Source organism: Comamonas denitrificans (assembly GCF_017368815.1).
Lineage (GTDB): Bacteria > Pseudomonadota > Gammaproteobacteria > Burkholderiales > Burkholderiaceae_C > Comamonas > Comamonas denitrificans.
In genome coordinates this window covers 1-13,467 of the sequence record NZ_JAFNME010000004.1, presented here as the reverse complement: position 1 = coordinate 13,467, position 13,467 = coordinate 1, and the positions used below count along the sequence as shown (strand labels likewise).

Below are 13,467 nucleotides of genomic sequence, written 5' to 3'. Positions count from 1 at the left end.
GTGCAAGCAACCGCAAATTATCGCCCGGCGGCTGTACCCTCTCTTTTATGTGTTGATGAATGTCTTCTGAGATTGCCTCTCCCCCCTCCCCAGCCGGTGGCCCATCCCCTGCATGGGCGAGCACTTCGCGTTTTTGGCAGCGGGTGCAGCGCCGCTACGCCGATGCAGCCGCCCTGCTGCCCCCTGGCCAACCCACCGCCAGCACCATGTCCCAGGCCTTGGCGCAACTGCTGGCGCAGGGGCAAGAACTGGGCACGGCCCTGCGCATCCTGCGCCAGCTGGTGGTGGCCCGCGTGCTGGAGCGCGATTGCGCTGGGCAGGCCAGCCTGGCCGAGGTGACCGCCAGCATGACGGCCCTGGCCGAGCTGGCCTTGGATGCCGCCTGCACCCAGGCCCAAACCGTCCTCAGCCAGCGCCACGGCCAGCCGCAGGGCCCCCATGGCCAGGTGGTGCCGCTGTGGATTGTGGGCATGGGCAAACTGGGGGCGCGCGAGCTGAACGTCTCCAGCGACATTGACCTGATTTACGTCTATGGGCACGAGGGCGAAACCACCGGGCGCGATGCCCTGGGCAAAGGCAGCTTGAGCAACCATGAATATTTCACCCGCGTGGTGCGCATGATTTTTCAACTGATTGGCGAAGTCACCGAGCACGGCTTTGTCTTTCGGGTCGATTTGGCGCTGCGCCCGCACGGCAATTCTGGCCCGACGGTGATCTGTCTGCCGGCGCTGCAAACCTATTTGCAAACCCATGGGCGCGAGTGGGAACGTTTTGCCTGGCTCAAAAGCCGCGTCGTGGCACCACGGGCCTGCATTGCCAGTGCGCAAGTCAAAACGCTGCGCCATGTGGTGCTGCCGTTTGTGTTTCGCAAGTATTTGGACTACAGCGTCTTTGATGCGCTGCGCGATTTGCACCGGCAAATTCGCGAACACGCCAGCCGCCGCAGCAATGGCCAGCCTGGCCGCAGCAACGACGTAAAACTCTCGCCCGGCGGCATTCGCGAAATTGAATTCACCGTGCAGCTGTTGCAGGTGGTGCGCGGCGGGCAGTTCCCCGAATTGCGCTGCCGCCCTACCTTGCAGGCCCTGGAGCGGCTGGCCAAAGCCGAACTCATGCCCCCCGCCACGGCCCAGCAACTGGCCCAGGCCTACCGCTTTTTGCGCCAAGTGGAGCACCGCATCCAGTATTTGGACGACCTGCAAACCCATGTTCTGCCCACCGAGGACGGCGATCTCGATTGGATTGCCCGCACCATGGGCTGCGCCACAACCGCCGATTTTTTCGACCAGCTGCACCATTGGCGCGAACTGGTTGCCCAAGAGTTTGATGCCCTGCTGGGCGGCCCAGCCACCGGCTGCGCCGGCGGCCTGTGCCAGCCCCCGAAGCGCCCTGGGGGGCCACAAAACCCACCCGAAGTGCAGGCTTTGCTGGCCGTCACCCCCGCGCCCTTGGCCGAGCGCTTGAAAGCCTGGTGTGACACCCACAAAGTGCCAAGCCTGCGCCCCTCCACCCAAACGCGCCTGCTTCAACTTTTAGAGCTGACAGCGCAATGGTTACAAGCGCAAAAGACCAATTTGGCCGCTGTTTTGGCCTTCTTGCAGTGGCTCGAACCCTTGCTGCGCCGCGAAAGCTATCTGGCCCTGCTGATCGAGCGCCCCCTGGTGCATGAACGGCTGCTGCACATGCTGGGCACCGCCGCCTGGCCGGTGCAGTATTTGCGCCAGCACCCGGGGGTGATTGACGAGCTGGCCAACGAATCCTTGGTGCATGAGCGCTTCAACCCCCAGGTGTTTTTGCAAGAGCTGCAAGCGCGCCGCGCGGCCCTGCAGCGCACCGGCGAAGACGATGATGAAAACCTGCTCAACCTGCTGCGCCGCGCCCACCATGCCGAAGTCTTTCGCACCCTGGTGCGCGATGTGGAAGGGGCGATCACCGTGGAGCAGGTGGCCGATGATTTAAGCGCCTTGGCCGATGCCATCTTGCACATCACCAGCCAATGGTGCTGGCAGCGCCTGAAGCAACGCCACTGCGAGCAACCGCACTTTGCCATCCTGGGCTACGGCAAGCTGGGGGGCAAAGAGCTGGGCTATGGCAGCGATTTGGACATCGTCTTTGTCTTTGACGACGACGATGAACAGGCCCCGCAAATTTACGCCGCCTTTGTGCGCAAGCTCATCACCTGGCTCACGGTCAAAACCAGCGAAGGCGATTTGTTTGAAATCGACACCCAGCTGCGCCCCAATGGCAACTCGGGCCTGTTGGTGAGCAGTTTTGCCGCTTTTTCTGCTTACCAGCAACAGCGTGGCAGCAATACCGCCTGGACCTGGGAGCACCAGGCCATTACCCGTGCCCGCTGCATCGTGGGCAATGGCGATTTGCCCGCCCGGTTTGAGGCGGTGCGCCAAGCCGTCCTCACCGCCCCGCGCGACATCGACGCACTGCGCCAAGAAATCGTGCACATGCGCGAGCGCTTGCGCCAAGCCCACCCGGTGCCCGCCGAGCGCTTTGACCTCAAGTACAGCCCTGGCGGCATGCTCGATGGCGAGTTTGCCGTGCAGTTTTTGGTGCTGGCCCATGCCGCCGCGCACCCGGCCCTGGTGGCCAATGCCGGCAACATCGCCTTGCTGCACTACGCCGATGCGGCCGGGCTGGTGCCCCCAGGCACCGGGCAGGCGGCCGCCGATGCCTACCGGCAATTGCGCCGCCTGCAGCATATTTCGCGCCTCAATGCCAGCAATGGCGTGCTCGATGCCATTAGTATTGCGCCCCACCGTGATGCCATCCTTGCATTGTGGGCCGCTGTCTTTCCCCCCTGTGTGTTATGAAACTCATTGAACTGGACCTGTCCAGTATTCCTTTTGGCCAACCGATTCCCTTTGCCCTGCGCGGCACGGGCGGTACCCTCTTGGCGGGCAAAGGATTTGTGATCCATTCGCAAGAAGATCTGAAAAAACTCATTTTGCGCGGCCACACCCTGTACGTAGATACCGACGAATCAGAAGATGCCTACCGCGCCTATTTGGCCCAGTTGCAGGCCTTGCTGCACAGCGATAAAAAGCTGGGCGACATTGCCGAGACCACGCTGCAGGCCACGGCCAAAAACGACGACAACGAAGAAGAAAACTCCCGCCACCCGCGCTGGAAAGATTGGCAACTGCACTGGACGCAGCTGATGCGCAACCCCGATCCAGAAACCTTTCTGCCGCGCTTTCACCGCATGTTTTCGGCCCTGGCCAATTACAGCGCCAACAATGCCGACTCGGCCCTGCTGGCCCTGGTGCAGCTCTCGGCCGAAGAGGTGCGCTTTTACAGCGCCACCCACGGCATGCTGGTGGCCGTCATCACCATGCTGGTGGCGCGTGAAACGCTCACCTGGCCCGAGGCCCAAGTGCAATCCCTGGGCAAAGCAGCGCTCAGCATGAACATTGCCATGGCCCAATTGCAAGACGATTTGGCCCTGCAGCGCACCCCCTTGAGCGCCGAACAAGCCAAGGCGATTGACCACCATTCCGAGCAATCTGTGCTCAAGCTCAAGAGCTTGGGGGTGCAGGATGCCTTGTGGCTGGAGGCGGTGAAATTTCACCACTACCGCGACCCCGGCCGATTGGCGCAAAAAAGCCCAGGCCGCCAAATGGCGCGGCTCATCCAGCGGGCCGACTTGTTCGGTGCGCGCATTGCCCCGCGCGTCGGGCGCGAACCGATGTCCGTCACCTCGGCCATGAAGGCCTGCTACTACGACGAAACCAAGGCCGTCGATGAAACCGGCGCAGCACTGGTCAAAACCCTGGGAATTTACCCCCCAGGGGCCTGGGTGCATCTGGCCAGCGGGGAATCGGGCGTAGTGATTCGGCGCAGCGACCACGCCGCCACCCCCATCGTGGCCGTGTTTCTCAACCGCGACGGCATGCCATGCGACCCCATGACCCGCAACACCGCCTTGGCCACCAACAAAATCACCGGTGCCGTACCGCACAAGGAAGTGCGGGTGAGTGTGGCCATGGATCGCCTGCTCACGTTATAAATAAAAAAGCTGCTTTCGCTTGTAAATAGTTATTTTTAAGGTGTTTTCACTGTGAAACCTAATAAATACGAGCGCAAGAAGCTCTCTTTTGTATTGCAAAGAGCCCAGCCATGATCGACGTAGCGGGTTTGATTTTTGAATACCCCGGCCACCGCGCCTTGGACGGTATTGACCTGCACATGGCCGCTGGCAGCGTGACCGCCCTGGTCGGGCCCAACGGGGCGGGCAAATCAACCCTGCTGCGCTGCCTGGCCGGGCTGGAGCACCCGGCTGCGGGCCAGATCGTGGTGCATGGTGTCGATGTGCTGCAAGCCCCCCGCGAAGTGCATCGGCATGTGGGCTATCTGTCCGATTTTTTTGGCCTGTACGAACGGCTGACAGTGGCCCAAGGCCTGGAATATGCCGCCCGCGCCATGGGCCTGGCCCCCCACGTGGCACAGACGCGGGTGGCCCAGGTGGCGCAGCAGCTGGACTTGCAGGCCTTGCTGCAGCGCCTGCCCAGCCAACTGTCGCGCGGCCAGCGCCAGCGCTTGGCCATCGGGCAGGCCATCGTTCACCAACCCGCCGTGCTGCTGCTGGACGAGCCAGCCAGCGGCCTCGACCCCGAGGCCCGCGCCAGCTTGGCGCAGCTGATGCGCCAGCTGCAGGCCCAGGGCATGACGCTGATCGTCTCCAGCCACATCCTGAGCGAGCTGGACGAGTACTGCACCCACATTCTGGCGCTGCGCGCTGGCCGCATCGAAAACCACGGGCCGCTGCACACCACCCGGGCCCATCCAGAGGCCGACGAGCAGCAATTGTTTGCGCTGGAGCTGGCCGCCCCGCTGACCGCACAGTGGCTCGATTGCCTGCAAGGGCTGGAAATCCAAAGCCAGCCGCCCCATGCCCCGGTGCTGTTGTGGCTGCCAACGGCCGCAGAACAACGCGCCGCCCTGGTGGCGCACTGGGTGCAGCAAGGCGTGCCGCTGGCCAGCTTGGTGCCCCAGCGCGAAAGTTTGCAGCAGCGCTACCAGCGCACCGTAGAAGGGCCGTCCGCGCATGCTTAACAATCCAGAATTTCAACGCCAGCTCTGGCTTAACTGGCGGCCCAGCCTGGCGCTGTGGACGCTGCTGCTGTGCAGCCTGATCCTGGCGCTGCCCTTGGTTTTGTCCGATGCCCATGAACGCCTGGCCAGCCTGGGCCTGACGGCAGTCTTTGGCCTGTGGGCCAGCACCACGGGGTACGCCAGCGTGCTGGCCGCGCGCAGCCTGAGCGAGGAAGTGCGCCAGCACACCTGGGACTGGCAGCGCCTGTCGGCCCTCACCCCCTGGCAAATGGCCTGGGGCAAGCTGCTGGGTGCCACGGTGCCCGCCTGGCTGTACGCCGCCTTGTTTGGCGTGACCAGCGTCGTGGCCGCCTCGGTGTGGGAGCTGCTGTGGGGCGCGCACCGCGCCTGGCACCTGCTGATGCTGGCCGTGCTGTGGGGCTTGGCCGCCCAGGCCTGGGCCATGAATGCGGTGCTGGTGCGCTGGCACGCCGGGCCGTGGCAGCAGCGCAGCCTGTGGCTGCTGGCGCTGATCGGCTTGCCCCTGGTGCTGGGGCTGGTGCGCGCCCTGCCCTCGCCCGAACACCACCCCTGGTGGGGCTGGGACTTGGGCGACTGGGGCTTGGCGTACGTGCTGGGCCTTGCCGCCTGCGGACTGGGCCTGCTGGCCCTGTGGCGCCAGCTGTGCGAGCGCCTGGATGTGCCCACCCTGCCCTGGGCCTGGCCCGTGGGGCTGGTGGTGGCCGGGGTGGCCAGCGCCGGGGTCTGGCACACGCAGGCTGCCGCGCTGTGGCCGCACCTGGCGGGCTGGGCCTTGGTGGCCACCGCCTTCATCGGCCTGCAACACATGGCGGGCCATGCCCGCGCCTGGCATCAGGTGCAGTGGGGGCTGCAGCAGCGGCGCTGGCGCAGCGCTTGGCAGGCACTGCCCCTGTGGCCCATCAGCTGGCTGCTGGCGCTGCTGGCCTCGGCCATCGCCTGGAGCCAGTCCAGCACCACCACGGTGGGCTGGTGGCTGCTGCTGGCCTGCGCACAACTGCTGCGCGAGGGGCTGATCCTGACCGGCTTTGCCCTGCAGGCCCAGCGCTGGAAATCGCCCGTGGCCGTCTTTACCGTGACCTGGCTGGTCATCAACCTGGTGCTGCCCCTGCTGGTATTGGGCACCGCGGGCAACACCGCCGCCGCAGCGCTGCAACCCCTGGCGGTGCTGGTCGGCGATGTGGCCCCACCGGGCACCTTGCCGCGCCCCTGGGCCTGGATGGCCCTGGGCGCACAGCTGGCGCTGGCCTGCCTGTGGGTGGGGTGGGCGGCACGCTCGTCCCAGAACGGTCGTGGGCTGTCCCAGCACATGACCCCGCAAAAGACGATCGCGCCGTAAAATCTGCGGCTTTGCCGCTTTGGCGGTTGTTCTTCCCCTGCGCCAGCACGCGCGCTCAGCGTCGTTAGATGCCCTGGGCGCGCTTTTTTACTTTCACACTATGCAAGCAGCCATCCAAGTTGGTGTGGTCATGGGCTCCAGCAGTGACTGGGACACCATGCAGCACGCCGTTGCCATCCTCCAGCAATTCGGTATCGCGTTTGAGGCGCAGGTGGTCTCGGCCCACCGCATGCCCGACGACATGTTCCGCTACGCCGAAGCGGCCGCCGAGCGCGGCCTCAAGGCCATCATTGCGGGCGCGGGCGGCGCAGCCCATCTGCCGGGCATGATCGCCGCCAAAACCCCCGTGCCCGTGCTGGGCGTGCCCGTGGCCAGCCGCCACCTGCAGGGCGTGGATTCGCTGCACAGCATCGTGCAAATGCCCAAGGGCGTGCCTGTGGCCACGTTTGCCATTGGCCAGGCCGGGGCGGCCAATGCCGCGCTGTTTGCCGTGGCGCTGCTGGCCAACGAAGACCCGGCCCTGCGCGCCCAGCTCAATGCCTTCCGCGCCGAGCAGACCGAAACGGCGCGCGCCATGACTTTGCCGGTGAACGCATGAGCGCCCATGCCACGCCCGTAATCCTGCCCGGCGCGACGCTGGGCGTACTGGGGGGCGGCCAGCTGGGCCGCATGTTTGCCCACGCGGCGCAGGCCATGGGCTACTTCACCGCCGTGCTCGACCCCGATGCCACCAGCCCCGCCGGGCGCATCAGCCACCAGCACATCCGCAGCGGCTACAGCGATGCCCAAGGCTTGGCCGAGCTGGCCCGCGTCTGCGCCGCCGTCACCACCGAGTTTGAAAACGTGCCCGCTGCCAGCCTGAACCAGCTGGCGCAGACCCTGCCGGTCGCACCCGCCGGGTCGGCGGTGGCCATTGCCCAAGACCGCGCTGCCGAAAAGGCCCACTTTGTGCGCTGCGGCGTGCCCGTAGCGCCGCACGCCGTGATCGAAACGCCCGAGCAACTGGCAGCGGTGCCCGCCGACCTGCTGCCCGGCATTCTGAAAACGGCCCGCATGGGCTACGACGGCAAGGGCCAGGTGCGCGTCAAGACCCTGGAAGAACTGGCCCAGGCCTGGGACGATCTGGGCCGCGTGGCCTGCGTGCTGGAAAAAATGCTGCCGCTGGCGCACGAGTGCTCCGTCATCGTCGCCCGTGGCCGCAATGGCCAGATCGTGCACCTGCCGGTGCAGCGCAACCTGCACCGCGATGGCATTTTGGCCGTGACCGAGGTGTATGAAGGAAATCTGCCTTTAGCCCAAGCCCAGCAAGCGCTGGCAGCTGCTAAATCGGTAGCAGAAGGCTTGCAGTATGTGGGTGTGCTGTGCGTCGAGTTCTTTGTGCTGCAAGACGGCAGCCTCGTGGTCAATGAAATCGCCCCGCGCCCGCACAACAGCGGCCATTACAGCCAAAACGGCTGCGATGTGTCGCAGTTTGAGCTGCAAGTGCGCTGCATGACCGGCCTGCCGCTGGTGCAGCCGCGCCTGCACAGCGCGAGCATCATGCTCAACCTGCTGGGCGATTTGTGGTTCGCGCATGGCGACACGGCCCAGACCCCCGCCTGGGATCAAGTCTTGGCGCTGCCCGGCTGCCACCTGCACCTGTACGGCAAGGCCCAGGCCCAACGCGGCCGCAAGATGGGCCACCTCAACATCACGGCCACCACGGCCGAGGCGGCCCGCGCCACCGCGCTGCAAGCGGCTGCCATTGTGGGCATCGAGGCGTTTTAAGCATGGTTTTGGACGGCCACCACCCCGACACCATTGCCCGCGCGGCCGACGCGCTGGCCCAGGGCCAATTGATCGGTTTGCCGACCGAAACCGTGTACGGCTTGGCCGCCGATGCGGACAACCCCAACGCCGTGGCTCAGATTTTTGCGGCCAAGGGCCGCCCGGCCGACCACCCGCTGATCGTGCATGTGGCCGATGCCCAAGGGCACCCCCAGGGCCCCAGCGCCGCCATGGCCCACTACGCCCAAGCCGTCCCGGTGTTTGCCCAGCAGCTGATCGAGGCCTTCTGGCCCGGGCCTTTGACCCTCATCCTGCCCTGCCGACCGGGCATCGCCCAGGCCGCCACAGGCGGGCAAGCCACCATTGGCCTGCGCTGCCCGGCGCACCCGGTGGCCCAGGCTTTGCTGCAGGCCTGCCTGCAGCGCCAGCCGCCCATTTGGGGCCTGGCCGCGCCCAGCGCGAACAAGTTTGGCCGCATCAGCCCCACCACGGCGGCGCATGTGGCCAGCGAATTTGGCGCTGATTTATTGGTGCTGGACGGCGGTGCCTGTGCGGTTGGCATTGAATCGACCATCATCGACTGCACCCGGGGCGTGCCCGTGCTGCTGCGCCCCGGGGCGATTACGCGCGACGATATTGCGCGGGTGTGCGGCCAACGACCACTATCGAAAGAAGAGCTGTCTGCGCATACCCCACGCGCCTCTGGAACTCTTTTGGCCCACTATGCCCCGAATGCCAAAGTGCGCTTGATGGGCACCGAGCAACTGCGCAGCGCCCTGCAGCTGCTGGGGCGCGAGGCCCCGGCCTTGGCGGTGTACCACCGCAGCCCCCTGACCCGCCCCGGGCCCGGCATTGCACTGCGGGCCATGCCGCACAACGCCTTGGCCGCCGCCCAACAGTTATTCAGCGATTTGCGCGATTTGGACGCCCTGGGCGTGCCCTTGATTTGGGTGGAAGCCCCGCCCGAGAGCGCCGACTGGGAAGGCGTGCGTGACCGGCTGGAGCGGGCCGCTGCCGCAGGCTAAGGCGCGGTTGTAAAGCCGCGTGCAGCCGCGCTTGGCAAGTATGGGCTTAGATCGTGAACACGTTCTTAACCCACAAAGCGTCCGTTGCGGCCAATGATGCCCAGCTCAATAAAGCGCGAACCAATGAAGGGGGGCGTGGCCCCGTAGCTGACGACAAACCCGCCCAGATCAAAGTTGCGAATGCTGGACAAGGCCGCGCGCACGCGTGCAGGGGTGGGTTCTTTGCCCGCCAAGCGCAGGCCGTAGGCCAGCACGTGGGCGTTGATGTAGGCCTCCAAAGAGCCCTGCGAAAACTCTTGCTCCCCTAGCGCCTTCATGGCCGCTTGGTAGCTGCGCACCACGCCGTTTTTGCCCCGGTTCGGGTCGGGCACGATGGTGGTCACAGCCATGCCGCTGGCGGCATCGTCCAGCTTGAGCCCCTGGATGGTGGAGCTCAAGCCCGCCATCAGCACCCCCGGCAGCTGTTGCTTGATGCCTTGAATCATGCCCAGCGAGGACGTGCCGGCCGTGAGCAGCAACACCGCCGAAGGGCGGGCTTGCTTGAGCGCTTGCAGGACTGCGTTGGCGTTGTCCCCTTTCACCTCCAGCGCCAGCTCGGCCGCGGGCGTGGCCTCCAGGCGCTGCAATTCGGCGGCGGCCACCCCTTGCAGCTCACGGCCATAGCCGTTGTCCAGGTACACCACGGCAATGCCTTTGAGGCCCATGCCCACCAAGCGCTGCACCAAGCTGATCACCTCTTCGCTGTAACCGGCGCGAACGTGAAACACCGATTGCTGGGCTTTGCGCAGCGAGGCCGCCCCGGTAATCGGGGCCACGTGGGGAATGCCGGCCGCTTCAATCAGCGGGGTGATGGCCGTGTTGTTGGGCGTGCCCACGCACGAGAGCAAGGCCAGGGCTTTGCGCTCTTGAAGGATGTTTTTGATGTTGGCCACCGAGCGCTCGGGGTCGTAGCCATCGTCCACCAGGTGGAGGCGAATTTGGCGGCCATAAATACCGCCCTGGGCATTGATCTCGGCAAAGGCAGCGCCAGCGCCTTTTTGCACAGCCTGACCAAAACCGACCAAGGTGCCCGTCAGCGGCACACTGCTGGCAATGTGGATGGCTTGGTCGGTGAGCCCTGGGGTCGTGCCCTCTTGGGCCGATGCCTGCAGCGCCCATGCCGGCCAGGCCCCCACGATGGCAGTTTGGCAAGCCAGGGAAACAAAGCGACGTCGCTGCATAACAAAACCCTCCAAAGGACAGCAGATGAGAAGCGTTTGATTGTGCCTCTCGGAGGGTTTTTTTGATTCCGCCGAATTTCCGGGAAAACCCTTGATTGCGCCCTCAGAACGTGTTCACGATCTAACGCCCTTGATCTTGGGCAACCCAATCGACCAAAGCATCCATGACCGGACGGCCATTGTCGGCATTGGCATGGTTGATAAAGGCCACCAGCACATAGCGCTGGCCGCTGCGGCCATCGACAAATCCGGCCAGGGCCCGGGCATCGCGCAGACTGCCGGTTTTAAGGTGGGCACTGGCATTGGCTTGGCTGCGGCGCAGCGTGCCATCGGTGCCAGCGATGGGCAGCGAGGCCATAAATTCCGACATCACCGGCGAGGCCCACACGCTTTGCAGCATCTGCCCCAGGCCTGCGGCGGTCACCTGCGCGGCGCGGCTTAAGCCGGCCCCGTTATCCACCTCGGGGACGGGGGCGCTGGGCCAGCGCTGTTGCCACCATTGGGTGAGCAGAAAACGGGCGGACTCAAAGCTGCCCTGGCCCGTGCGCTCTTTGGCCAGCGTGAGCAGCAATTGCTGGGTCATGACGTTGTTGCTGTATTTATTGATATCGCGCACCACTTCGGCCAGGGCGGGCGATTGGTTTTCCCAGGCTGGTTTTAGGCCCGGGGGCACTTGGCCATCGCGCACCGTGCCGGTCAGCTGGCCGCCCAGGGCGCGCCACATGCCTTCAATGGCTTTGGCGGCAAAGCGCTCGGGCTCGGGCAGGGCCACGGGCCAATTTTTATCGCCGCAGCTGGCGGGGTAGGTGCCGGCAAGCTGCACCTGTTGGGGCTGGCTCCAATTGGCTTGCAATTGCGCACGCCAGTCGCCACAGGCGCTGCCCGCCGGGGCCAACGGCACGGTGCTGGGCAGCGCCACCCCGGCCAGGGGCAGCTCGTAATGGATGCGGGCCACCCCCGCCCCAGGGTCGGGGAGAAAGCCCAGCACCTGGCTGTTGTAGTTGATCAAGAGCGCATCGGGGCCCACGTTGTAAGGGCGAAAGGGTTCGCCATCAAAAGCGCCCGGATCGTGCGGTGCCAGGGCAAACGCTGTGCGATCGAGCACGATGTCGCCGACGATGACGCGCACCCCCAGGCCCGACAAGCGCCCCAGCAGCAACCACAACCGCTCCGACACCAGCTTGGGGTCGCCCGCCCCCCGGATGTACACCGTGCCACGAAACGCGCCGTTGTCGATCACCCCATCCAAGTACAAGGGGGTGCGCCACACAAACGCCGGCCCCAATTGGTCCAGGGCCGCATAGGTGGTCACCAGCTTCATCACCGAGGCCGGATTGCGCGGCGCGGTGCTTTGCCAGTCCAGGCGCGGGGCTTGGCCCGGCGGGGCCGGGGCGACAAACACAGAGAGCGCATCGGCCGGAATCTGTGCGCGTTTAAGCGCCGCTTGCACCGTGCGGGGCAGGGTCGAGAGCGCATCCTGGGCCTGCACCGGGGCCACCCACACCGTCAGCGCCAAAGCGGCGCAGGAGACAATTTTTTTCAACATGGCCGCAAGTGTAGAACGGGCCAAGTGCCTGACCGATAATCGCTGCCCTATGGATTTGCTTGCTTTTGACACCAGTACCGACCAAACCACCATCGCCGTGCAGCGCGGGGATGCCCTGTGGCAGTGGCAAGGCGGCGGTGGGCCCCAAGCATCGGGCACGCTCATCCCTAAAATATTAGAAGGTTTATCGGCCTTATCGCTTACCCCACAAACGCTTACAGCTATTGTTTTTGGACAAGGCCCCGGTGCTTTTACCGGCCTGCGCACCGCCTGCGCCGTGGCCCAGGGCCTGGCCTTTGGCAGCCAAGTGCCCGTCTTGCCCGTGTGCAGCCTGCTGGCCGTGGCCCACACCGCCTACCAAACGCATGGCTGCGCCAATGTGCTGGCCGTGCTTGATGCCCGCATGGGCGAGGTATACAGCGCCCATTACCACTACCAGCGCAGCAGCGGGCAGTGGCAGGCCCTGTCCGGCATCGCCCTGAGCGCCCCCGGCGCAGTGCAGGTGCCCAGCGGGGCGGTGGTCGTGGGCAATGCCCAGGCGGTGTATGCCGATTTGGCCCCCACCAGCACCCACCACCGGGCCTTGCCCAGCGCCACCGCCTTGCTGCAACTGGCCCCCACCTTGATCGCCGCCGGGGGGCTGCGCCCGGCTAGCCAGGCCCTGCCCTTGTACATCCGCGACAAAGTGGCCCAAACCACGGCTGAGCGCCTGGCCGCCCGCACGGCAGGCGCGGCAGGCGCTTAAGGCATGCTCAACTGCCAAGCCCCCGCACAATTGCTGCCCATGGCGGCGCAATGGCTGCCCGCCGTCGCCGCCGTCGATGCCGCCGCCCAGGCCCACCCCTGGACGCAGCGCCAATTTGCCGACGCATTGACCAGCGGCTACCACGGTGCCATGCTGGTGCGCCATGGCGAGGTGCTCGGGTTTTTTGTCGCCATGCAGGCCGTTGATGAAGTGCACTTGCTCGCGCTCAGCGTCGCCCCCCAGCACCAAGGCTTGGGCCATGGCCGCTGCCTTTTGCACGCCCTGCACGAGTGGGCGCGGCAAGTGGCCGCGCACACCCTGTGGCTGGAAGTGCGCAGCAGCAATGCCCGCGCCCGCAGCCTGTACGAAGGTGCCGGGTTTGTCGCCGTTGGACAGCGCAAAGACTATTACCCCGTCAGCCCCGGCGTGCGCGAAGCCGCCGTGCTGATGTGCAAAGACCTGTGCAAAGACCTGGCCGGAGGCACACCATGAGCCTGGCCCTGGATGCCCGCCGCCTGGCCATGCTGGAGGCCATGGGCATCACCCTGTGGGTGCCCGAAGCCGTGGCACCTGCCGCCCCGGTGCCAACGGCGCAGGCCACGCGTTCAACACTCAAGCCTGCGCCCCACACCGCAACGGCACAGCCTGCTGTGGCGGGCACTGCGCCCAGCCTGCCGCAGTCGCCGCAATCGCAATCTGCACCAGCGGGCCCGCGCCCGGCCCGGCCAGTACCCGTCTCT

General features: G+C 65.6%; 11 protein-coding genes and 1 pseudogene. 10 read left to right on the top strand and 2 right to left on the bottom strand.

The features are described 5' to 3' along the window. The first annotated feature begins 59 nt into the window (after nucleotides 1–59). The 7 genes from glnE (at nucleotide 60) to J1777_RS02525 (ending at nucleotide 9,216) form a co-directional block, all read left to right on the top strand. Nucleotides 60–2,825, top strand: a complete 2,766-nt coding sequence (gene glnE / locus J1777_RS02555) for a bifunctional [glutamate--ammonia ligase]-adenylyl-L-tyrosine phosphorylase/[glutamate--ammonia-ligase] adenylyltransferase (protein WP_207574271.1) — start codon at nucleotides 60–62, stop codon at nucleotides 2,823–2,825. Continuing rightward, nucleotides 2,822–4,021 (top strand): HD-GYP domain-containing protein, encoded by a 1,200-nt coding sequence (locus tag J1777_RS02550; RefSeq protein ID WP_207574270.1) that lies wholly within the window; start codon nucleotides 2,822–2,824, stop codon nucleotides 4,019–4,021. Before glnE ends, J1777_RS02550 begins: the two co-directional genes overlap by 4 nt. 110 nt (nucleotides 4,022–4,131) lie before the next feature. Then, nucleotides 4,132–5,067 (top strand): ABC transporter ATP-binding protein, encoded by a 936-nt coding sequence (locus J1777_RS02545; RefSeq protein ID WP_207574269.1) that lies wholly within the window; start codon nucleotides 4,132–4,134, stop codon nucleotides 5,065–5,067. Next, nucleotides 5,060–6,424: a hypothetical protein gene (locus J1777_RS02540; protein ID WP_207574268.1), complete on the top strand. Its 1,365-nt coding sequence runs from the start codon at nucleotides 5,060–5,062 to the stop codon at nucleotides 6,422–6,424. The genes J1777_RS02545 and J1777_RS02540 overlap by 8 nt, the downstream gene beginning before the upstream one ends. 100 nt (nucleotides 6,425–6,524) lie before the next feature. Continuing rightward, nucleotides 6,525–7,022, top strand: a complete 498-nt coding sequence (purE, locus tag J1777_RS02535; protein ID WP_207574267.1) for a 5-(carboxyamino)imidazole ribonucleotide mutase — start codon at nucleotides 6,525–6,527, stop codon at nucleotides 7,020–7,022. Beyond that, the gene (locus tag J1777_RS02530) at nucleotides 7,019–8,191 is read left to right on the top strand and encodes a 5-(carboxyamino)imidazole ribonucleotide synthase (protein WP_207574266.1); all 1,173 of its coding nucleotides are present in this window, start codon (nucleotides 7,019–7,021) and stop codon (nucleotides 8,189–8,191) included. Before purE ends, J1777_RS02530 begins: the two co-directional genes overlap by 4 nt. A gap of 2 nt (nucleotides 8,192–8,193) precedes the next feature. Continuing rightward, nucleotides 8,194–9,216 carry an L-threonylcarbamoyladenylate synthase gene (locus tag J1777_RS02525; protein WP_207574265.1) on the top strand — a complete coding sequence of 341 codons (1,023 nt, stop codon included), beginning with the start codon at nucleotides 8,194–8,196 and terminating at the stop codon, nucleotides 9,214–9,216. Nucleotides 9,217–9,281: 65 nt separating this feature from the next. Here the strand turns inward: J1777_RS02525 and J1777_RS02520 are convergent, their stop codons facing one another. After that, nucleotides 9,282–10,436, bottom strand: a complete 1,155-nt coding sequence (locus J1777_RS02520; RefSeq protein WP_207574264.1) for an ABC transporter substrate-binding protein — start codon at nucleotides 10,434–10,436, stop codon at nucleotides 9,282–9,284. A 121-nt stretch (nucleotides 10,437–10,557) separates the two neighbouring features. Next, entirely contained in the window at nucleotides 10,558–11,982 is a 1,425-nt protein-coding gene (dacB, locus tag J1777_RS02515; protein WP_207574263.1) for a D-alanyl-D-alanine carboxypeptidase/D-alanyl-D-alanine endopeptidase, read from the bottom strand. A gap of 49 nt (nucleotides 11,983–12,031) precedes the next feature. On the opposite strand from dacB, the gene tsaB reads away from it, so the two are divergent. The 3 genes and pseudogenes from tsaB to J1777_RS02500 all read left to right on the top strand — a co-directional run. Then, complete coding sequence (gene tsaB / locus J1777_RS02510) at nucleotides 12,032–12,727, top strand: tRNA (adenosine(37)-N6)-threonylcarbamoyltransferase complex dimerization subunit type 1 TsaB (RefSeq protein WP_207574262.1); 696 nt, start codon at nucleotides 12,032–12,034, stop codon at nucleotides 12,725–12,727. Between the two features lie 3 nt (nucleotides 12,728–12,730). After that, a complete protein-coding gene (gene rimI / locus J1777_RS02505) occupies nucleotides 12,731–13,219 on the top strand; it encodes a ribosomal protein S18-alanine N-acetyltransferase (RefSeq protein WP_207574261.1) in 489 nt (162 codons plus the stop codon). Further along, a pseudogene (locus tag J1777_RS02500) lies at nucleotides 13,216–13,467 on the top strand (uracil-DNA glycosylase family protein); the annotation flags it as partial. The gene rimI and the pseudogene J1777_RS02500, both read left to right, overlap by 4 nt.